Annotated in this window: 19 protein-coding genes, 2 pseudogenes and 1 riboswitch; of the genes and pseudogenes, 16 read left to right on the top strand and 5 right to left on the bottom strand. The window is 70.9% G+C overall.

What is annotated here, in order from left to right:
- Positions 1-23: 23 nt before the first annotated feature.
- Positions 24-311, bottom strand: a pseudogene (locus ACF08N_RS35130) (PAS domain-containing protein); the annotation flags it as partial.
- A gap of 336 nt (positions 312-647) precedes the next feature.
- Here ACF08N_RS35130 and ACF08N_RS35125 point away from each other — a divergent pair.
- The 4 genes from ACF08N_RS35125 (at position 648) to ACF08N_RS35110 (ending at position 3,724) form a co-directional block, all read left to right on the top strand.
- Positions 648-1,172: a rhodanese-like domain-containing protein gene (locus ACF08N_RS35125; RefSeq protein WP_392328800.1), complete on the top strand. Its 525-nt coding sequence runs from the start codon at positions 648-650 to the stop codon at positions 1,170-1,172.
- 192 nt (positions 1,173-1,364) lie between these two features.
- Entirely contained in the window at positions 1,365-2,171 is an 807-nt protein-coding gene (locus tag ACF08N_RS35120) for a carbamoyltransferase C-terminal domain-containing protein (RefSeq protein ID WP_392328799.1), read from the top strand.
- A gap of 278 nt (positions 2,172-2,449) precedes the next feature.
- Positions 2,450-2,623, top strand: a complete 174-nt coding sequence (locus tag ACF08N_RS35115) for a hypothetical protein (RefSeq protein WP_392328798.1) — start codon at positions 2,450-2,452, stop codon at positions 2,621-2,623.
- 105 nt (positions 2,624-2,728) lie between these two features.
- The gene (locus ACF08N_RS35110; RefSeq protein WP_392328797.1) at positions 2,729-3,724 is read left to right on the top strand and encodes an IS256 family transposase; all 996 of its coding nucleotides are present in this window, start codon (positions 2,729-2,731) and stop codon (positions 3,722-3,724) included.
- Positions 3,725-3,917: 193 nt separating this feature from the next.
- On the opposite strand, the gene ACF08N_RS35105 is transcribed toward ACF08N_RS35110, so the two are convergent.
- A complete protein-coding gene (locus ACF08N_RS35105; protein ID WP_392328796.1) occupies positions 3,918-6,185 on the bottom strand; it encodes a M9 family metallopeptidase in 2,268 nt (755 codons plus the stop codon).
- A 269-nt stretch (positions 6,186-6,454) separates the two neighbouring features.
- Here ACF08N_RS35105 and ACF08N_RS35100 point away from each other — a divergent pair, with 269 nt between their 5' ends.
- Positions 6,455-7,438, top strand: a complete 984-nt coding sequence (locus ACF08N_RS35100) for a LysR family transcriptional regulator (RefSeq protein WP_392328795.1) — start codon at positions 6,455-6,457, stop codon at positions 7,436-7,438.
- Between the two features lie 127 nt (positions 7,439-7,565).
- Here ACF08N_RS35100 and ACF08N_RS35095 read toward each other — a convergent pair whose 3' ends face one another.
- Positions 7,566-9,206, bottom strand: coding sequence for a BCCT family transporter (locus tag ACF08N_RS35095; RefSeq protein WP_392328794.1), 1,641 nt, complete (start codon positions 9,204-9,206; stop codon positions 7,566-7,568).
- Between the two features lie 720 nt (positions 9,207-9,926).
- Here ACF08N_RS35095 and ACF08N_RS35090 point away from each other — a divergent pair.
- The gene (locus ACF08N_RS35090; RefSeq protein ID WP_392328793.1) at positions 9,927-10,496 is read left to right on the top strand and encodes an SRPBCC family protein; all 570 of its coding nucleotides are present in this window, start codon (positions 9,927-9,929) and stop codon (positions 10,494-10,496) included.
- A gap of 38 nt (positions 10,497-10,534) precedes the next feature.
- Here ACF08N_RS35090 and ACF08N_RS35085 read toward each other — a convergent pair whose 3' ends face one another.
- Positions 10,535-10,948 (bottom strand): MerR family transcriptional regulator, encoded by a 414-nt coding sequence (locus ACF08N_RS35085; RefSeq protein WP_392328792.1) that lies wholly within the window; start codon positions 10,946-10,948, stop codon positions 10,535-10,537.
- Positions 10,949-11,362: 414 nt separating this feature from the next.
- Between ACF08N_RS35085 and ACF08N_RS35080 the strand changes: the two genes are divergently transcribed.
- The gene (locus ACF08N_RS35080) at positions 11,363-12,853 is read left to right on the top strand and encodes a SulP family inorganic anion transporter (protein WP_392328823.1); all 1,491 of its coding nucleotides are present in this window, start codon (positions 11,363-11,365) and stop codon (positions 12,851-12,853) included.
- A 256-nt stretch (positions 12,854-13,109) separates the two neighbouring features.
- On the opposite strand, the gene ACF08N_RS35075 is transcribed toward ACF08N_RS35080, so the two are convergent.
- Positions 13,110-13,604, bottom strand: coding sequence for a MarR family winged helix-turn-helix transcriptional regulator (locus tag ACF08N_RS35075; RefSeq protein WP_392328791.1), 495 nt, complete (start codon positions 13,602-13,604; stop codon positions 13,110-13,112).
- Between the two features lie 93 nt (positions 13,605-13,697).
- Here ACF08N_RS35075 and ACF08N_RS35070 point away from each other — a divergent pair.
- The 9 genes and pseudogenes from ACF08N_RS35070 to ACF08N_RS35030 all read left to right on the top strand — a co-directional run.
- Positions 13,698-14,389 (top strand): annotated as a pseudogene (locus ACF08N_RS35070) (LLM class flavin-dependent oxidoreductase); the annotation flags it as partial.
- A 144-nt stretch (positions 14,390-14,533) separates the two neighbouring features.
- Complete coding sequence (locus ACF08N_RS35065; RefSeq protein ID WP_392328790.1) at positions 14,534-14,911, top strand: DoxX family protein; 378 nt, start codon at positions 14,534-14,536, stop codon at positions 14,909-14,911.
- 352 nt (positions 14,912-15,263) lie between these two features.
- Complete coding sequence (dhaK, locus tag ACF08N_RS35060) at positions 15,264-16,256, top strand: dihydroxyacetone kinase subunit DhaK (RefSeq protein ID WP_392328789.1); 993 nt, start codon at positions 15,264-15,266, stop codon at positions 16,254-16,256.
- Positions 16,257-16,307: 51 nt separating this feature from the next.
- Complete coding sequence (dhaL, locus tag ACF08N_RS35055; protein WP_392328788.1) at positions 16,308-16,919, top strand: dihydroxyacetone kinase subunit DhaL; 612 nt, start codon at positions 16,308-16,310, stop codon at positions 16,917-16,919.
- The gene (locus ACF08N_RS35050; RefSeq protein ID WP_392328787.1) at positions 16,919-17,332 is read left to right on the top strand and encodes a PTS-dependent dihydroxyacetone kinase phosphotransferase subunit DhaM; all 414 of its coding nucleotides are present in this window, start codon (positions 16,919-16,921) and stop codon (positions 17,330-17,332) included. Before dhaL ends, ACF08N_RS35050 begins: the two co-directional genes overlap by 1 nt.
- A 101-nt stretch (positions 17,333-17,433) precedes the next feature.
- Positions 17,434-17,631, top strand: a riboswitch (cobalamin riboswitch).
- A 28-nt stretch (positions 17,632-17,659) separates the two neighbouring features.
- Positions 17,660-18,349 carry an energy-coupling factor ABC transporter permease gene (locus ACF08N_RS35045; protein ID WP_392328786.1) on the top strand — a complete coding sequence of 230 codons (690 nt, stop codon included), beginning with the start codon at positions 17,660-17,662 and terminating at the stop codon, positions 18,347-18,349.
- A complete protein-coding gene (locus ACF08N_RS35040; RefSeq protein WP_392328785.1) occupies positions 18,346-18,744 on the top strand; it encodes an energy-coupling factor ABC transporter substrate-binding protein in 399 nt (132 codons plus the stop codon). Before ACF08N_RS35045 ends, ACF08N_RS35040 begins: the two co-directional genes overlap by 4 nt.
- Before the next feature lie 6 nt (positions 18,745-18,750).
- Complete coding sequence (cbiQ, locus tag ACF08N_RS35035) at positions 18,751-19,500, top strand: cobalt ECF transporter T component CbiQ (protein WP_392328784.1); 750 nt, start codon at positions 18,751-18,753, stop codon at positions 19,498-19,500.
- A complete protein-coding gene (locus ACF08N_RS35030) occupies positions 19,497-20,357 on the top strand; it encodes an energy-coupling factor ABC transporter ATP-binding protein (RefSeq protein ID WP_392328783.1) in 861 nt (286 codons plus the stop codon). Before cbiQ ends, ACF08N_RS35030 begins: the two co-directional genes overlap by 4 nt.
- The last annotated feature ends 138 nt before the right edge of the window (positions 20,358-20,495 follow it).

The following is a 20,495-nucleotide window of genomic DNA, read 5'->3' as shown; positions in this document are numbered from 1 at the left end:
GGGACAGCATGGATGAACCACTCGACGTGGTCATCGGCACCCACCAACGGGAAGGCCCGCACATCGGCCTCTATCGTGTGGCCGTCCCGGTCGCGCAGCGCGATCCGCCCCGTCCACGGCTCCTGCTGCGAGAGGCTCCGCCAGGCCGAGTCCGGAAGGCGACCGGCAAGAAGATCCGACGCCGGACGTCCGATCACCTGGCCCGGCTCGTACCCGAGAAGCAGTCGGGCAGCGCGGCTCCATGCCACCACGAGGCCCCGTGCGTCAACGGCAGTCGCAGCGTTCTCCGAGGCCAAGGGGTTGTCGTACATGCCCTCATCTCATCCCCATCCTCCTTCCCATTGTGCTCCCGAACGATGCTCACTCCGGCGGCCACTCCTGGTGCTGGAAGGGCAGTGAACGGAGTGACGGGTGGGCACCGGCGCCGCTCGTCCTGCCGACCTGCCCGCTCGCAGCCGGCCGCCGCACCGGCTCCGCACGGCTGGGGGCCCGGACAAGCGCGCCACAGGCATAGCGATGGGTTCGGGTGGACTCGAGAGCGATGGCCGTGTTGTGGGCTGCTCAGGAGATTTGGGCGCGACAAGATCTGACATTGATTGCGTGCCTTGCCCCTTGCACCCCACGATCGGAATGAGGAGATGGGAGCGATGCCCACACGGCTGATGGACAGGCACGAGGTGCGGCGCCTCGCCGAGGCGGGGGCGCAGCTGGTGGAGGTGCTGCCCCGCGAAGAGTACGAGGACGTGCATCTGCCGGGTGCTGTGCACCTGTGGCTGCGGGATCTGGACCGTGAGGCATCGATACGGCTGGATCGGCACAGGCCGATGGTCGTGTACTGCTGGGACTGGATGTGCGACATGAGTCCCCGGACCGCGGCCCGGCTCGAGCAACTCGGCTTCCGCGAGGTGTATGACCACGTCCCCGGGAAGGCCGACTGGCTGGCAGCCGGATGGCCCGCGGAGGGACGGTCGGCCGAGGCGCTGTCGGCGGGGGCCGTGGCACGGCGCGACGTGCTCATCTGCCGGGCCGGCCAGCGGGTCGACGAGGTGCTGGCACAGATGCGCGACACGGGGAAGGCGGTGTGCGTCGTGGTGGATGACGAGCGGGTCCGTTCGGCCCGACACCGCCGGAACCCCCACGCGAGGAGGCTGCCGTGCCCCACGCACACCTAAGCCGATCACAAAGGGAGGGCAGACCTGCGGACACGCACGGGCCTGTGCCGCGATCACGCTCCGGCGTCATCGGCCGCCGCTGGGAACGGACAGGCACCGAGCCTGTCACGGCCCGCAGTGCCCTGGTCTGCGGCTGTTGCTGTCTGCCTGCTTCACGCCACTCTTCGTCGCCGCAGCGGTGCTGTTCGCCATATGGTCAACGCGCTCAGGGCAGGGCAGTACTCCGACGTCCTCACAACTCGCGGGTCTGGCAGGACTGTGTGCCGCACTCGCCTTGTTCTCCGCTGCAGACCTGATCATCCTCCACCGCCGGCGGAGGGAACGTGCTCCCCGCCGTACTGCCCAATGACAAGCTGGTCGAGGGGCAACGGAGATCCCAGTGCCGACCGACGCAGCCTGGGGGCCGCACCCCGGCTCGCTGCCGGCGACGGCGGTGCCGCACGGATACCGTGCCCTGCCCGGCCTCGGGCCGGGTCTGGCGCCCACGGTGGCCGCGCTGCTCGCGGAGCACCACATCGTCGGCTGGGTGTCGGGCCGCGAGCCCTCGATCCTCGCCCACCCCGGCCACGCCGCCACGCCGCCACGCGGGACCGGCTCAACGCGATCAAGAAGCGAGCCCCGTACCGCCCCTTCGCGCCGGCCGTCCTCGCCGAGCACGCCACGGAATGGTTCATGTCGGCCGGCGACCCCTCCATGAACCGTGTCGCCCACGTCCGCCGATGCCGAGCCGACCGCATCGCCGCCGTCACCCACCACGACGGCACCGCCCGCGTCCAGACCGTCGCCGCCGACCATCAGGGCCTGCGCGAACTCCTTGAGCAGTTCCGCGACCGCACCGGACTGCCGCTGCTGCTGAACACCTCCTTCAACCGCAAGGGCACCCCGATCCTGCGGACCGGCGAGCGATCAGCCGCAGAGCTGTGGATCTTGGTGCTCCTGCCCTGCATGAGGAGCCGGCGAAATCCCTCTGATCCGCGCAGCCGTGGGCACCGGCGCTGAACCGCCGATGCCCCCGAGGGTTCCGTCCTCGGCGGGGCAATCAGTCGTGACGCTCGTGCCTTCCCACCTGCACAGCCGCGCCGGTACTCGGCGCCCCTCGCGCCTATGGTGACGACGTCCCGCTCACGGCCCGGGCATCCGGGACGCAACGGGACGCTGGGGGCACCCGATCGGAGTGCCGGTGAACTGGTGAAATTCGGGGCGTCAGCGCCAGTCGTACGGCCCGTGCGTGGTGGAAGGCTCCACCATCGAGTCACCAGGCACGGGACGGAGAACCGATGGCGCAGGACCAGCAGGAGACCGTGCCGACCGAGCAGGCGCCCAACAGGCGCATCAGTGCCGGGGTCAGGCTCATGGGCTGGCTGACGACCACGGATCACAAGGTCATCGGCAATCTCTACATGGTCACCGCGTTCGGGACTGTCCTGAATTTTGTGTATGCCCTGGTGTGACCCGTCTGGCATGAGGCGTGGCCTCTGCCGGGAAGGATCCACCATGGCGATCAAGGACGAGCGCCCGCGCGAAGCGTAGCGAACAGCGTGAGAACGGGTGCGGAGTTGGCACGTGCGGCGCAGCTGGACCGGGATCTGGCCGAGCAGTTGATCGAACGGGCCCGCAGCGAGGGGGTGAATCTGGTCGGGGAGGGTGGTCTGCTGTCCGGGCTGGTCAAGCTGGTCCTGGAGGGCGCTTTGGAGGCGGAGCTCACCGAGCACCTGGGCTACGAGAAGGGCGGCAAAGCCGGTGCGGGGTCGGGCAATTCACGCAACGGCACCTCGAAGAAGACGGTGCTGACGGACGTCGGTCCCGTGGAGCTGGATGTGCCCAGGGACCGGGCCGGCTCTTTCAGCCCGCAGGTGGTGCCGCGGCACTCGCGCCGGATCAAGGGCTTCGATGCGGCGATCCTGTCGCTGTACGCGAAGGGGCTGACGACCGGGGAGATCCAGGCCCATCTGGCAGAGATCTACGACGTGGAGGTCTCCCGCGATCTGATCTCACGGGCCACCGACAAGGTCAGCACCGAGCTGGATGCCTGGCGCAACCGGCCACTGGACCGCACGTATGCGGTCGTGATGATCGACGCCATCTACATCAAGATCCGGGACGGGGCGGTTGCCAACCGGCCGGTCTACGTCGCCGTCGGCATCAACCTGGAGGGCGAACGCGACGTCCTGGGCATGTGGGTCGGCTCCGGCGGCGAGGGCGCCAAGACCTGGATGACCTGGCTGGCTGAGCTGAAGAACCGCGGCGTGCAGGACGTGCTGATCGCCTGCTGCGACGGGCTGAAGGGCCTGCCCGACTCGATCCAGAACATCTGGCCGCTGGCCGACATCCAGCTGCGCGTGGTCCACATGGTCCGCCACAGCCTCAAGTACGCCTCCACCGATGACGCGGCGGCACGGAACGAAGAACGTGGCGATCCGCCCGGTCCGGGCCGGGCGGCTCTCCGCGCCCAGGCCCGGTCAGGGAGCGGCCGACCGTCCTTTCCCCTGGGACCATCCCCGCGCGTGGGGGGATGGTCCCCGGCGGATCCGGCACGGCCACCGTCGCCGTGACTGCTCCCCGTGTCCGGCCGGGCTCCTTCGCGAACTGGCCCAGGTGTTCGCCCGCTTCGGCACCGCGGTAACCGTCGGGGAGGCGCTGGGGCGGCTGCTGTCGGCGGAAGAACCCGAAGCCGGAGCACTGCTGGCCGATGTACTCGAAACTGACACTCCCGCCCTGCGAGCAGTGACCAGGGCCCGCCGCGGTCTAGTAGGAGGTGGTCACTGTCACGCCGCTGAAGGCCGTGGCCCCGTACAGGCCGATGTAGCGGTAGCCGGCGTTGGTGTTGGTGACCGTCAGGCGTTCGGTGGTGCCGGTGCCGGTGGAGCGGGCGCTGTAGGCGCTGGGTGAGGCCCAGGTGCCGGTGTTGTAGTACAGGTCGGGGTTGCCCGTGCCGCCTTTGGTGGTGACGGTCAGGGTGCTGGTGCCGGCCGGCATCCACAGGTAGAGGTGGTCCGTGCCGGATGCCGGCGCCGAGCGGCCGGTGCGTGAGCAGTTGCGGCCCAGCAGCCGGGTGTCGGCGCCGGTGCACTGCGTCGCGGCGGGGCCGCCCTGGCAGGCGCCGGCGGCGCAGGCGGTGAGCCAGGCGTCGAAGTCCGCGTCGTAGCGGGTGCCGATGCCGTCGGCGTAGAGGGCGTAGGCGCCGTTGTAGTCGCCGGTGCGGAATCTGGCCAGGATGTTCAGCACGTCGGGACGGTGCTTCTCCAGCATGTAGCGGACCGCCAGGTAGCCCCACTGGTAGGTCCTGGCGAGGTTGCTGTTCTCGTAGGTGGTGCGGAAGAGGGTGCTCAAGTCGTAGGTGTGCTTGCCGGCTTCCGTGATCGCGGCGGTGTAGTCGATGCCGCGGTAGCTGTAGGAGACGTACTCGGCGAAGCCTTCGATCCACCAGACGGTGGGCACGGACACGGAGTCGGCGAAGTCGCCGTGGGTGTTGTAGCGGCCGTCGAGGTAGTGGGTGTACTCGTGGTTGAGGTTCCAGATCTGGCCGCCCTGTTCGTAGGCGACGAAGGCGGCCTGGTTTCCGGGACGGGAGGGGTCGCCCTCGAGGTACATGCCGCCGTTGTCGGTGTCGATGCCGAACATGATGCCCGCGTACATCTGGTAGTCCGCGCGGCTGTTGTAGGCGACGACCTGGATGGTGGTGTTGTGGTCGTCGGCCACGGGGCCGTTGTCGGCGACGATGTCGTGGAAGTAGGCGTCCTGGTTCTGCAGACTGCGGCACGACTCGGACAGTTGGGCGGCGGTCAGCTCCTGGGCGCGGATGGTGTGGGCGGCGTCGCACGCGTGGGTGATGGGCAGGGCGATCTTGTCGAGCTCGTCCTTGAAGCCGCAGATGTCGTAGTAGGCACACTGGGCGGCGTCGTAGTAGTCGGCGAGGTTGGCCGTGGCCAGCCACAGCCGGGCGGTCGGGCCGGTCATCGCCGTGGCGTCGAGCACCCCTTTGACCAGCGGGCGGACCGTGGCCTTGAGCGGGGCGTCGCGGAGGAAACGGGCGAGTTCGGCTCCGGCGTTGCTCGTCAGGTACGCCCGGTCGGTGCCGAGGAGGTCCAGGTGGCCGAGGGCGAACCGGTGCAGGGTGTGCAGAATGCTCGGATCGCGGACGACCGCCGTGACGAACTCGGGGAACTGGTGGCCCCGGAACAGCGGCGTGTACACGGCGTTTGCGGCCGACACCATGCTCCTGGAGGCGTCCCAGCTGCTGTTGTAGCCGTTGAGGACCCGCTGGAGGGGCCCGAGGTAGCGGCCCGCCTCGGCGGCGCTGTCGATGAGGGTGATCGACTCGCTGAGCGTACGGCCGTGTTCCTCGGTGACGTCGAGGTAGTGGCTGTTTCCGGTGAACGCGTCGAGGCCGCCGCGTATCGCCCTCCTGAGCGGCGCTCCGTAGTCGCCGACCTCGTCGGGATGGCCGTACTGGACGTAGTAGCCGGCGCGCAGGAAGAGGACCAGCTGGTAGGTGCCGTCGGCGTTGGTTCCGGCGTAATTGAGCGCGGAGGTGCGGAAGGCGTCGGCGACGGTGACCATCTGCGCCTCGCGGAACACGCTGTGCGCGTCGGCAGCGCCGACGCTGAACAGGCTGTTCAGGCAGGTGTCGGTCGAGGACTTGACGAGCGTCACGAGCTGCGGGCCGGTGCGGGAGCCGAAGTCCGCCGGCGAGCAGGCGGCGGCGCTGCCTGCGGCCGGGGCGGTACGGGTGGCGGGGGCCGGGCCGTTCCCGGACCCCGTGCCGGACAGCGGGGGAAGCTCGCCCGGGGTCAGCGGCCTGAGCTGTCGGTCCGTCGGTGCGTCTCCGGTCCCGGTCCAGGCCGGGTCGGCCGTGGTGGCGGCGGACAGGCCAGGAGAGGCGGCCCGTTCGGGAGCGGGCCGGCCGACGGCCCCGGACGCGGAACCGGGGAGGGCCCCGATGATCGCCAGTGCCGCGACAGAGGCCCATATTCCGGATACTTTGCCGAGCAGGGGAAGCATTCTTCTGCGCATCGACACTCCTGGTGGGGGGTTGCGCGCCGGCCGGGCGGCTCCCGGCCGCTCGCCCCGGACCGGGCGACGGCGCACAGGGAGATTTCCACGACTGCCCTGCCCTCACAACGAGTTGGGGGATAGGAGATCGCCCGTCCCCGGCATAACACCGACGCTCCTCGGACCGCTCGGGCCGCTCGCGACCCGGTCCGCGCCGTACCGGATGCGCGGGGAGCCGCTCATAATGGGGCCGGTCGTTTCCGTTCCCCAGGTCGGCGAGGTGTGGGCAAGTGGAGCTGGAGCTACGCCATTTGCGGGCCCTGTGCGCCATCGCGGACGCCGGGAGCGTGGGCCGGGCCGCCACGGCTCTGGGTTTCACCCAGCCCGCGATGAGCACCCAGCTCCGGCGCATCGAAAGCCTGCTGGGCGAGCGGCTGTTCACGAGGGGCAGTAAGGGGGTGGAGCTCACCGCGTACGGTGCCGAGGTGGTCAGCCGGGCCCGTGACGTCCTCGCCCGCGCGGACGCCCTCGGCCGGCGGCGGACCGCCACCCCGCCCGGCACCACGCGCCCGCTGCGGCTCGGCGCCACGAACACCCCGCTCCTGCCGAGCGTCGTGGCCGCGATGCACGCCGCCTTCCCGGACCTGGCGCTGTCGATGAGCAGCGTGTACGCCACCGGGGAACTGGTCAGGCTCCTGGAGAACGGCGAGCTGGACGCCGCGCTGGGCATCGACTACCCGGGGCTGGAGCTGCGCCACTCCCCCGCCCTTGCGCACCGCGCCATCGTCACGGCGCCGGTGTTCGTGGCGCTGCCCGCGGATCATCCTCTGGCACACCGCGTGGAGGTGCCGCTGGAGGAACTGGCTCAGGACACCTGGTTCGTCGCGCCCGACGACGGTGTGGGCTGGCCGGGTGCCTTCTACGACGCGTGCCGGGCAGCCGGATTCGCCCCGGCGTCGGTGCACGAGTTCGGCCCGCTCGACCAGTTGCAGGTACTGATCGCCGCCGGCCACGGCGTCTCCGCCATCCAGGCCACCCACAGGCCCTGCGACGGTGTGCTGGTCAAACCGCTGGCCGGTACGCCGCTGTGGCTCAGGCACCTGCTGATCCGGCGGCGCGACAGCGTCGACGACGTGACGGCGGAGGCGCTCCACCACTACGCGGCCGCGGCCTACCGGGAACTCGTCGCCCGGGCCCCGCACTTCCAGGCCTGGGCGAACCGGACCTACGCCGCTCCTCGTCCGCGGGGGCAGGCCGGCACGAAGGTCACGTGACGGCGCTGCCCCCTGCGCGCGGGTGCGGCGTCAGCCGCCATGCGGGTCTGCCAGGGGCCGTGGTGCGGAACACGGCTGCGGCGCGCCGCCTGTTTGCCCGGGCCCGGAGGCACACCCCGCCGGCGGTCTAGGAACCGGCGCCGGGTCCGGCCGGCGCCACCTCGATCTCGGGAGTGTCCGCAGGCTCGGGTGTCACCGTGCCGTCGGCATCGCCGCCGCCGTCACCGGCCACGGCCACGGCTGTGTCCTGGACGACAGGCTCAGCGCGCAGCGCCTTCAGCAGTGACGCACAGAGGCCGATCATCACGAGCATGAACGGGAAGGCGGCGATGATGGCCACCTGTTTGACCGCCTCCAGACCGCCGGCCAGCAGCAGGACGGCCGCGACCAGTCCGGTCAGCGCTCCCCACATGACGACCACCGGACGGCTGGGGTCCATGCTGCCGCGGCTGGACAGCATGCCCAGCACCACGGATGCCGCGTCGGCGCCGCTGACGAAGAACAGCCCGACCAGAACGATCACCAGAACCGCGGTGACGGTGAACCAGGGCAGGTTCTCCAGTGTGGCGAACAGGCCCGCTTCCTCCCCCTCGGCCACCGCCTCGGAGAGCTTGGCGCCGCCCAGCTCCTGGTTGAGGGCCGTGCCGCCCAGGACGGCGAACCACACGACGCTGACCACGCTGGGGGCGAGGAGCACGCCGACGACGAACTGCCGGATGGTGCGGCCGCGGGAGATCCTTGCGATGAACGTGCCGACGAACGGGGTCCAGGAGATCCACCAGGCCCAGTAGAAGATCGTCCAGCCGGAGAGCCATTCGCTGTCCCCGAACGCCCCGGTCTTGAAGCTCATCTCGGGCAGGGAGGCCAGGTAGCCGCCCAGTGCCTCGGTCTGACTCTTCAGGATGAACACCGTGGGGCCCACGACGAAGACGAACAGCGCCAGCAGGGTCGCCAGAACCATGTTGGTGTTGCTCAGCCACTGGATGCCCCGGTGCACACCGGAGACAGCGGAGATCACGAAGAGCACCGTGAGCACCGCGATCAGCGTGACGGCCAGTTCGGTGGAGCTGCCGATTCCCCACACCTCGTCCAGACCGCGGTTGATCTGGAGCGCGCCGAGTCCGAGGGACACGGCGGATCCGAAGAGGGTGGCGAAGATCGCCAGGATGTCGATGGCCTTTCCGGCCGGTCCGTCCACCCGGTCGCCCAGGAGGGGGCGGAAGGCGGAGCTGATCAGACCGTTGCCGCCCTTGCGGAATCCGAAGTACGCCAGCGCCAGACCGGCGACGGCGTACATCGCCCAGGGGTGGATCGCCCAGTGGAAGTAGGAGTACTCCAGCGCGACCCGCGCGGCGTCCTCGGTACCGGCCTTCGCCGTCCCCGGCGGCGGGCTGGACATGTGCATGATGGGCTCGCTGGCTCCGTAGAACATCAGGCCGATGCCCATGCCGGCGCTGAACATCATCGCGATCCAGGAGGCGGTGCTGAACTCCGGGCGGTCGCTGTCCTTGCCGAGCCGGATGTTGCCGTACCGGCTGAACGCCAGCACGGCCGTGAGCAGGACGAAGCCCGCGCTGGTCAGCACGAACAGCCAGCCGAAGTTGTCGATGATCCTGGCCAGCACGGCGTCGGCGGTGGATGCCAGGTTGTCGGTGAAGAACACCCCCCAGACGACGAAGAGGGCGGACAGGGTGACCGATATGTAGAGGACAGCCGGATCGGTACGTTCAAGGGCGGATTTCAGTCGGACGGAGGGGGGAGTACTCAATTCCGAAACCTTCCGAGGGGGACAACGCGGGGCGGCTCCTTTGCTGCGAGGCCGGCACTGCGTGTGCCGGTGAACCGTCGTCGCGCAGCGGGTCGTCGGGGAGATCGCGCCACCTCGCGTCGTTGCGTATCGCGGAACTATGCTCTTGATGCGAAACAGAGTCTCGGCTTAGTTCCAGCGCGTCAAGACTCTGTGCACGGTGTTTCGGCTGGGAACAAGATTGTTTGCCGGCGGGAAACAGAAGGTGTCCTGGGTCCGGACAGCGCCCGGGACGGCATGCACCGTCACTGAACAAGGCCGCGCTGCGTGCCGCGGGGACCGGCACGGTGATCGCGGCAGGCGGTCAGCGCCGGGCGAGGTGCCGGAGCGCCACGACGGCCTGGAGGCCGGCGGCCGGCCGCAGCGGCACGGGGCAGGACCGCTCGGGCATGGTGCCGCGGCGTGGCGCAGCCGGTGACGACGGGGAGCGGCGGGCGGCGTGACCGAGGAAGGGCACGACGGCTGCCGGGGTGACGTGCCCTTCCCGCACATCAGCCGCGTGGCGGCGCGGCTGTCGGCCGTCTCGGATATGGATTCCACGCTCCCCCGTCCTCCACGTGGTGGTGTCGCTCAGGGTAGGGGCCGACGCGACCGGAGATCGGTGAGCGCGCTCACCGATCGGCGGGGATGCCGGGCCTAGCGTGGACGAGACGAGCGACGGACGCGTGGAGAGGTCTGGGCATGGTGTGGTTCGGTGCTCTGGCGGCTGCGGCCGTGACGGGCGGGAGCGTGGCCGCCGGGTATCTGGGGCTGGTGACCGGGGCACTGCCCCTGGACGTGGGAGCCGGGCGGCGCACACGGCTGCTGGGACCGCAGATCATCGACGTCGCGGCGCCGCGAGAGCTGGTGTTCGACGTCATCGCCCAGCCCTATCTGGGCCGGGCCTCGCGGGCGATGCGGGCGAAGGTGCGGGTGCTGGAGCGGGGCTCCGACATGGTGCTCGCCGCCCACCGCACCCCGGTCGCCGGTGGAAGGCTGACGGCGACCACGGTGGAGACGGTGAGGTTCACCCGCCCCGAGCGGGTCGACTTCCGCCTGGTGCGCGGCCCGGTGCCGACCGTCACCGAGTCGTTCACGCTCACCGAGCACGGGTCCGGTACGCAGCTGGTGTACGAGGGCGAACTCGCCACGGACCTGTGGCGGCCCGGCCAGTGGTGGGGCGACGTGGTCGCCCCACGGTGGGAGGCGACTGTCGCGACGTCCCTGGCAGCGGTGAGGGAGGAGGCGGAGAGGCGCTCGTCCCTGCCCTAGGACGGGCGGAGTCCCCCACGAAGGCTCCTCCGCGCCGTTCAGGTTCGGGCGGCGGGTGCGGTCCGCTCCAGACGGGCGCGGAGCGTTGCGGCGAAGTCCTCGGCACGGGAGAGCTGGACACGGAGTTTTTCGACCTGTTGGGCGGCGGCCTGTTCGTACGCGCGCACGCGCTCCAGAAGGGCCTCGCGCTCGTCCCCGTCGAGGCCCGTTCCGGCGTCGAGGCGGTCGGTGGCGTCCAGCAGATCGCCCATCTGATCGAGGGTGAAGCCGAGCGGCTTCATGCGGCGAATGACCATGAGACGGGCGACGTCGTTCTCGGTGTAGAGACGGAAGCCGCCCTGCGATCGGGCAGACGGCCTGACCAGCCCGGTCTCGTCGTAGTGGCGGATGGTGCGGAGGGACAGCTCGGTCCGCGCGGCGACCTCGCCGATCTGCATGTGCTTGCCGTCCACGCCGTGATCCTCTGGCCTTCTCGTTCCTGGTGGCCGCGGCCCCTACGGCCTCAGCGAGCTCTACTCTAACGTTAGGGTAGAGTTTCCGGTGGCGAGGGCGGCCTGCCGCTGCCCCGCTTCAGCCGTGTCGGGGCCGATGATGCCCCCGCCGAAGTTCCGATTCCCGCAGGAGAGAGCGTGCGCGAGCCCACGATGCCCAGTGCCGCCGCCTGCCCGCCGTGACGCTTCGCCCCTGACGAGAGCGCCGACCGACCTTTCCGCCGGCCCCGCTCCGTTCCTCATGACTTCCGGCCCGACCTTGCGGGCCGTCCGCGGGGTGCCGCCCGGCCCTTCCGCGTCCTCCCGCACGCCCCGGCCTGCCGACGTGGGTGTGCCTGAGTACGACAGGTACCTGCTTCCTTGTCTTCCTCCGCCATCACCCCGGCCGCGCGCCTGCGCGGCCTGCGCCCCGACTGGCTCTGTGACCCGAAGGTCTGGCGCACCGAGATCCTGGCCGGTCTGGTGGTTGCCCTCGCTCTCATCCCCGAGGCGATCTCCTTCTCGATCATCGCCGGAGTCGACCCCGCGATCGGCCTGTTCGCGTCCTTCACCATGGCCGTCGTCATCTCCGTCGTCGGCGGACGCCGGGCGATGATCTCCGCCGCGACGGGTGCCGTCGCCCTCGTCATCGCACCGCTCAACCGCGACCACGGCCTCGGCTACCTGGTCGCCGCAGTCGTCCTGGCCGGCGTCTTCCAGGTGGCCCTCGGCGCGCTGGGCGTCGCGAAACTGATGCGGTTCATCCCCCGCTCGGTGATGGTCGGCTTCGTCAACTCCCTGGCGATTCTGATCTTCATGGCCCAGGTCCCCGAGATGCGGAACGTGCCGTGGGCCGTCTACCCGCTCATCGTCGGTGGGCTTGCGCTGATGGTGTTCTTCCCGAAGCTCACCACCGTGGTCCCGGCGCCGCTGGTCTCCATCGTCATCCTGACCGTCATCACGGTGGGCGCGGCGATCGCGGTGCCGACCGTCGGCGACAAGGGCGCCCTGCCGTCGTCCCTGCCGGTGCCCGGCCTGCCCGACGTGCCGTTCACGCTGGACACGCTGACCACCATCGCCCCGTACGCCTTCGCGATGGCGCTCGTCGGCCTGATGGAGTCGCTGATGACCGCCAAGCTCGTCGACGACATCACCGACACCCACTCGAACAAGACCCGCGAGTCGATCGGCCAGGGCATCGCGAACATCGTGACCGGCTTCTTCGGCGGTATGGGCGGCTGCGCGATGATCGGCCAGACGATGATCAACGTGAAGGTCTCCGGCGCCCGCACCCGCCTGTCCACGTTCCTCGCCGGCGCGTTCCTGATGGTGCTGTGCATCGTCTTCGGACCGGTCGTCTCCGACATCCCCATGGCCGCCCTGGTCGCCGTCATGGTCATGGTGTCGTTCGCGACGTTCGACTGGCACTCCATCGCCCCGAAGACCCTCAGGCGGATGCCCGCCGGCGAGATCGCCGTCATGGTGATCACCGTCGCCTGCGTCGTGGCCACGCACAACCTCGCGATCGGTGTCGTCGTCGGCTCCGTCACCGCCATGGTCGTCTTCGCGAAGCGTGTCGCGCACCTCGCCGAGGTCACCGCCGTGACCGACCCCGACGGCACGACGGTCGTCTACCGGGTCACCGGCGAGCTGTTCTTCGCCTCGTCCAACGACCTCGTCGGCCAGTTCGCCTACGCAACCGACCCGGACAAGGTCGTCATCGACCTGTCCGCCGCCCACATCTGGGACGCCTCATCTGTCGCCGCCCTCGACGCGATCGAGACCAAGTACGCCCAGCGCGGCAAGACAGTCGAGATCACGGGCCTGAACGACCCCAGCGCACAGATCCACGGCAAGCTCAGCGGCGAACTCGCAGCCAGCCACTGACGATCACCGCACGCACACCTCGGAGGACCCCCGCCCATCGGGCCGGGGTCCTCTGTTGTTCCCGGTGCTCGCACGCAGCGGCCCGCGCCGCCCGACTGGGCTACCAGCTCGTCGGGGTGGTCTCCGTCGGACTGGCGGCTCAGCCACCTCATGGGCGGCGCGATCGTCCCCGTCCTGCGCCGTACCGCCCCCGATCTTCCACGCACCTGGCGACTGCCCGCCATGGGCTGGTGCGCGCCCATCGGATGATCAGCGGTCATCCGGCGTCGGCGGTAGGCGACTCGGTGCTCGGGCGGCGCAGGTCGAGGTGGGTGCGCAGGGCAGCGGCGATGTCGCACGCGGCGGCGAGCTGGTCGGGTGACAAGGCGTCGATGAACAGCTCCCGGACGGCGCGCAGGTGCGGGACCGTGGCCGCTTTGAACGCCGTGGCCCCGGCGGGCGCCAGGACGATGTCCGCGCCGCGGCTGTCGGTGGCACTTGTCTCGCGGAGGATCAGCTCGCGTCGTTCCATGCGGCCCAAGTGATGGGACAGGCGGCTGCGTTCCCAGCCGATCACCACGGCCAGTTCGGAGGAGCGGAGTCGACCCTGCTCGGCCTCGCTCAGCGCGAGCAGGACGGCGTAGTCGCCCGGGGACAGACCCGTGTCGTCCTGTAGACGGGCGGCGAGCATCGTGCGCAGCGCCTCGGTGGTCTCGATGAATTCCCGCCAGGTGCGCAGCTCCTCGCGGGTGGGCAGCTTCCGTTCCGGCATGGCCACATCCCCTCGTACTTGACGTGTCAATCATATCGGGCCCATAGTTGAAAAATAAACGTTGACACGTCAATCACCTCGAAGGTGAGTGCCATGGAAGATCTCGTACTGGGCCTGGACACCTTCGGCGACATCCCGGCGGACGACTCCGGCGCGCCGGTCTCCCATGCCGCCGCGATCCGGCAGTTCGTCGAAGAGGCCGTGCTCGCCGACGAGCTCGGCGTCGACGTCATCGCCGTCGGGGAGCACCACCGCCCGGAGTACTCGATCTCCACCCCGGAGACCGTCCTGGCCGGCATCGCCGCCCGCACCTCGCGCATCACGCTCGCCTCCGGCGTGACCGTGCTGAGCTCCGACGACCGGTGCGCGTCTTCCAGCGCTTCGCCACGGTGGACGCGATCTCCCACGGCCGCGCCCAGGCGATCTTGGGACGAGGCTCGTTCACCGAGTCCTTCCCGCTGTTCGGCTACGACCTGAGCGACTACGACCTGCTGTTCGAGGAGAAGCTCGAGCTGTTCGTGAAGCTGCTGGACGAGGAGCCGGTCACCTGGAGCGGCACCACCCGCGCGGCCCTGGACAACGCCGAGGTGTTCCCCAAGACCGAATCCGGCCGCCTGGACACCTGGGTCGGCGTCGGCGGCTCCCCCCAGTCGGTCGTGCGCACCGCACGGCACGGCCTGCGCCTCATGCTCGCGATCATCGGCGGTTCCCCCGGGCGCTTCGGGCCCTACATCGACCTGTACCGGCGGGCCGCCGACCAGCTCGGCACGCACCCCCACGCCGTGGTGCCCGCAGACGCGTTGGCCGGCCCCGACTCCGGCCGCATGCTCGCCCGAGTCCGCGCCACCACCCGATAACACCCCTCACTGACCCACCATCACGCCCACCCCATGCAGCGCGTCATCGCGCACCGAGCAGTCAGGAAAAACATGAACGTCGTTCTGTGGATCACCGCCGGCGCGCTGGCCGTCCTCTTCGTCGGCGCCGGCGCGGCGAAGCTGTTGCAGCCGAAGGAAAAGCTGGCCGCCGGCCCCAACATGGCCTGGGCCGAGCCGTTCTCCCCCGGCGCGATCAAGCTGATCGGCCTCGCCGAGGTCCTCGCCGCGATCGGCCTGATCCTTCCCGCCCTGCTGGACGTCGCCCCCGTCCTCGTCCCGCTGGCCGCCACCGGGCTGATACTGCTGATGATCGGCGCCATTACCGTGCACGCCCGCCGGCAGGAGAACCAGACCCTCGTCATGAACGTGATCCTGCTCGTCCTGGCAGCCGTCGTCGCCTGGGGCCGCTTCGGCCCCCACGCCTTCTGAACCGAGCGACCAACCGGCGACGACGCGCACGATCGTGCGCGTCGTCGCCGTTACCGGGAGTCCGTGCCGCCCTGCGGCACGGACTCCCGTACGTCACGGCCAACGTGTGCCGGCCAACGTGACCTTCGCTGCCGCAAGGTCGATACTGCCGAAACAGGAATCCACCCGACTCGCTTCCGACACGGCCAGACCTGACGAACCGTCACCACAACCGGCATCGCGTCGGCATCAGTACCGCCACCGCCCGCTCCCGACGACATGGACCGCCGAGACCGACACCTGCCCACACCACATCTGACCTGCTGAAACGCAGGTCAGGGGCATCATCTGCCAGCGACACCAGGAGGTACCGATGAAAATGCTGATCAACGTCCCGGAGACCGTCGTCGCGGACGCGCTGCGCGGGATGGCCGCCGCGTATCCCGAGCTCAATGTCGACGTGGACAACCGTGTGATCCTCCGGCGGGACGCGCCGGTCGCCGGCAAGGTGGCGCTCGTCTCCGGAGGCGGTTCGGGGCACGAGCCGCTGCACGGCGGGTTCGTCGGGCCGGGGATGCTGGACGCGGCCTGTCCGGGTGAGGTGTTCACCAGCCCCGTGCCCGATCAGATGGTGCGGGCCGCCGCCGCTGTCGAGAGCGGTGAGGGCGTGCTGTTCGTCGTGAAGAACTACACCGGCGACGTACTCAATTTCCAGATGGCCGCGGAGCTCGCCGAGGACGAGGGCGTGCGGCTCGCCACCGTGCTGGTCGACGACGACGTCGCCGTGACGGACAGCCTGTACACGGCAGGCCGGCGCGGGACGGGTGCGACTCTGTTCGTGGAGAAGATCGCGGGCGCGGCCGCCGAGGAGGGCGCCCCGCTGGAGCGGGTCGAGGCCCTCGCCCGGCAGGTGAACGCCTCCTCCCGCAGTTTCGGCGTCGCGCTGAGCGCCTGCAGCACTCCCGCCAAGGGCGGCCCCACCTTCGATCTGCCGCCGGGCGAGCTGGAGTTGGGCGTCGGCATCCACGGCGAGCCGGGCCGGGAGCGGCGCGCGATGATGACGGCGCGGGAGATCGCGGACTTCGCCGTGGGCGCGGTCCTCGACGACCTGCGCCCGACCGGCCCGGTGATCGCGCTCGTCAACGGGATGGGCGGCACACCCCTGCTGGAGCTGTACGGGTTCAACGCCGAGGTGCAGCGGGTGCTCACCGAGCGCGATGTCGCCGTGGCCCGCACGCTCGTCGGCAACTACGTGACCTCGCTCGACATGGCCGGCTGCTCGGTGACGCTGTGCCAGGTCGACGAGGAGCTGCTGCGGCTGTGGGACGCGCCGGTGCAGACGCCCGCCCTGCGGTGGGGACGCTGAGCATCCGGCCCCGCCCCCTTTGGAACCGAACACCCGACCCGAGGAGTTCTCGTGCTCGACGCCGCATTCTTCCGCCGCTGGCTGACGACCGCCGCCGCGGCCGTGGACCGTGAGGCCGACCGTCTGACCGAGCTGGACTCCGCGATCGGCGACGCCGATCACGGCAGCAATCTCCAGCGCGGGTTCGCGGCCGTCGTCGCGGCCCTGGACAAGGAGCCGCCGGCGGCTCCCGGAGCCGTACTGGTCCTCGCCGGGCGGCAGTTGATCTCGTCGGTCGGCGGGGCCTCCGGGCCGCTGTACGGGACGCTGCTGCGGCGTACCGGCAAGGCGCTCGGCGACGACGCCGAGGTGAGCGCGGCGCAGCTGGCCGAGGCGCTGCGCGCGGGTGTCGCGGCCGTGGCGCAGCTGGGGGGCGCGAAGGCGGGCGACAAGACGATGCTGGACGCCCTGGAGCCCGCGGTGGCGGCGCTCGGCGACAGCACGGACTCGTTCGCCGCGGCCCGTGCGGCGGCCGAGCAGGGGGCGCTGGCGACGGTGCCGTTGCAGGCGCGCAAGGGCAGGGCCAGTTATCTCGGCGAGCGCAGCATCGGGCACCAGGACCCGGGGGCGACGTCGTCGGCGCTGCTCGTGGCCGCGCTCGCCGAGACGGCGGAGGCGGCCTGATGAGCGACGACGCCAAGCGGGTCGGGATCGTGCTGGTGTCGCACAGCGCGGACGTGGCGCGCTCGGTCGCGGCGCTGGCCGGCGGGCTCGCGGGCGGCGGGGAGCTCGCTCCGGTCGCCGCGGCGGGCGGTACGCCGGACGGCGGGCTCGGCACCAGCTCCGAGCTCGTCTCGGCCGCGGCGGCGGAGGTGGACCGCGGCGTGGGCGTGGCCGTGCTGGTCGATCTGGGCAGCGCCGTGCTGACCGTGAAGGCCCTCATCGCCGAGGGCGACGAACTGCCCGACGGCACCCGCCTGGTGGATGCCCCGTTCGTCGAGGGCGCGGTGGCGGCGGTGGTGACCGCGTCGGCCGGGGGCGACCTGGACGCGGTGGAGGCCGCGGCATCGGAGGCGTACGGCTACCGCAAGGAATAAGAAGTGACGGAAGAGGCTCGTGCGGCCGGGTGTGGTGAACGGCTCACCCGGCCGCGGGCCGATGCACCCGTGCGCGGCTTGTGATGTCGCTGGTCGGCGCACTACTGTCACGGAGCCTTGGTGTTCGGGAAACCGGTGAAGTACCGGTGCGGCCCTCGCCACTGTGATCGGGAAGTCCGGCTCCACCCCCTCAGGGGAAGTCACTGGGCCACCGCGGGAGACCGCGGTGCCTGGGAAGGCGGAGTCACGGGCGGCATGACCCGTCAGCCAGGAGACCGGCCAGGGCGCGTTGTCCATCCACGAGGTGCTGGAGAGGGTCTCCCGACCATGCATATAGCCGAGGGGTATCTGCCCCCGTTGCACGCCGCCGCCTGGGGCGTCGCGTCCGCCCCGTTCGTCGTCCACGGTGTACGCGCCCTGACCCGCGAGGTCAAGGCCCATCCCGAGTCCACTCTGCTGCTGGGCGCCTCCGGTGCCTTCACGTTCGTGCTGTCCGCCCTGAAGATCCCGTCGGTGACGGGCAGCTGCTCGCATCCGACCGGTACGGGGCTCGGCGCGATCCTGTTCCGGCCGCCGATCATGGCGGTGCTCGGCACGATCACCCTGCTGTTCCAGGCTTTGTTGCTGGCGCACGGCGGCCTCACCACGCTCGGCGCCAACGTGTTCTCCCTGGCGATCGTCGGCCCGTGGGCCGGTTACGGGGTCTACCGCCTGCTGCGGCGCTCGGGCGTGCCGCTGATGGTGGCCGTGTTCTTCGGCGCGTTCGTGGCCGACCTGTCGACATACTGCGTGACCAGCGTGCAGCTCGCGCTGGCCTTCCCCGACCCGAGCAGCGGATTCGCGGGCGCCCTCGCCAAGTTCGGAGGCATCTTCGCGGTCACGCAGATCCCCCTGGCGGTCAGCGAGGGGCTGCTCACCGTGCTGGTGATGCGGCTGCTGAGCCAGTCCAGCAAGGGCGACCTGGCGCGCCTCGGTGTGCTGGTCCCGGGTGCGAAGAAGGAGGCCGTGGTCCGATGAGCCGTAACGCGAGGATCAATACGCTGCTGTTGCTGGCCGTGGCGGCGCTGGCCGTCCTGCCGCTCGTGCTGGGACTCGGCGACCACAAGGAGCAGCCGTTCAGCGGTGCCGACGGCGAGGCGGAGACGGCGATCACCGAGCTGGAACCGGACTACGAGCCGTGGTTCTCCCCGCTGTACGAGCCGCCGTCGGGCGAGATCGAGTCGGCGCTGTTCGCGCTCCAGGCCGCGATCGGCGCGGGGGTGCTGGCCTACTACTTCGGCCTGCGCAGGGGGCGCAGGCAGGGTGAGGAGCGGGCAGCCGCGCGCGTCGGCGGTCCCTCGGACGGGTCCGCCGGCGAGACGACCGGGGCCGCTGCCGACGACGGGGACACGCCCGCCGCGAAGCTGCCGTAGCCGCCGGTGCTGCCGATCGACGCGGCGGCGCACAGCAGTCGCTGGCGCCGCCGCCATCCCTGTGAGAAGGCCGTGCTCGGGCTCGGGCTGACGGTGACCGCCGTCTGCCTGCCGCCCTGGCCCGGCGCCGTTCTCGTGGCGGCTGCCACCCTCGCCGTGCTGCTCGGCCCCGCCGGGGTCGCGCCCCGGCAGCTGTGGCGGGCCTTCCGTATCCCCCTCGGGTTCTGTGTCACCGGCGCCCTGCCGCTGCTGTTCGCCGTGGGCGGCGCGTCGGGTCCGGTGGCGTTCGCGCCCGACGGGCCCGAGCACGCCGCCGCGTTGCTGCTGCGGACGTCGGCGGCGTCGCTCGGCGTGTTGCTGTTCGCGTTCACCACGCCGGTGTCCGACGTCCTGCCCCGGCTGGTGCGAGCGGGCGTGCCGCCTGCCGTGGTGGACGTCGCGCTGGTGATGTACCGGCTCAGTTTCCTGCTGCTGGACGCGATGTCCCGTGTCCGGCAGGCGCAGGCGGCCCGTCTCGGTCACACGAGCCGGGCTGCGGCGTGGCGCTCGCTGGCGGGGCTGGGGGCGACCGCGTTCGTCCGCGCCTTCGACCGGGCGGGTCGGCTGCAGGCGGGGCTCGCCGGACGCGGCTACGACGGCACGTTGCGGGTTCTCGTGCCGCGGGCGTCCGTCTCGCGCCCCTTCCTCGCCGCCGTGGCCGTGCTGCTGGCCGGCATCGTGCTGCTCACCTATCTGCTGGAAAGGTTCGTCCTGTGATCGTTGAGCTCGTCGACGCCGGTTTCGCCTACGAGGACGGGCCCGCCGTGCTGAGCGGCGTCGGCTTCGCGCTCGCCGAGGGCCGCGCCACGGCGCTGCTGGGGCGCAACGGCAGCGGAAAGACCACCCTGCTGCGGCTGTTGAGCGGCGGACTGCGCCCGGTGACGGGCCACGTGCGGCTGGACGGGGAGCCGGTGACGTACGACCGCGCCGGGCTGACGCGGCTGCGGACGAGCGTGCAGTTGGTGGTGCAGGATCCCGACGACCAGTTGTTCGCGGCGTCGGTCGAACAGGACGTGTCGTTCGGCCCGATGAACCTCGGTCTGCCGGAGGAGCAGGTACGCGCCCGGGTGGACGAGGCGCTGGCGGCGATGGACATCGTGGCGCTGCGGGACCGGCCGACGCACCTGCTCTCGTACGGACAGCGCAAACGGGCGGCGATCGCGGGCGCGGTGGCGATGCGGCCGCGCGTGCTCATCCTGGACGAGCCGACGGCGGGGCTCGATCCGCACGGCCAGGAGAGGCTGCTGGAGGTGCTGGGCACTCTGGGCGCCGCCGGTACGACGGTGGTCATGGCGACCCATGACGTGGACCTGGCGCTGCGCTGGGCGGACGACGCGGCCGTGCTCGCGCCGACGGGTCTGCGCACGGGCCCGGTCGCGGAGCTGCTCGCGGACGAGGCCCTGCTGGAGGCGGCGCGCCTTCGTCGGCCGTGGGGCACGGCGGTGGCGGAGCTGCTGAGGTCCCACGGCCTGCTCGCCCCGACGGCCCCGGGCCCCCGCACACCGGAGGACCTGGGGCGGTGGGTGAGGGAGTCGGCTGCCGGGGGTCTGTCCCCCACCCGCCCCTTCCCGTAACCGGGCTCCGCCCGGACCCGTACCGCCCTTCGGGCGGAGTTCGGGGGCTCCGCCCCCGGGGCCCCCGCGCCTCAATCTCCCCCTACGGCCTGGCGGCCGTGGGTGGGGGTACCTCCCACGCCGCCAGGCGTAGGGGGA

It is taken from the genome of Streptomyces sp. NPDC015127 (assembly GCF_043080095.1).
In the GTDB taxonomy this organism is placed as follows: Bacteria; Actinomycetota; Actinomycetes; order Streptomycetales; family Streptomycetaceae; genus Streptomyces.
Note: the sequence above shows the minus strand (reverse complement) of the source record. Positions and strands in the feature narration are given on the sequence as shown.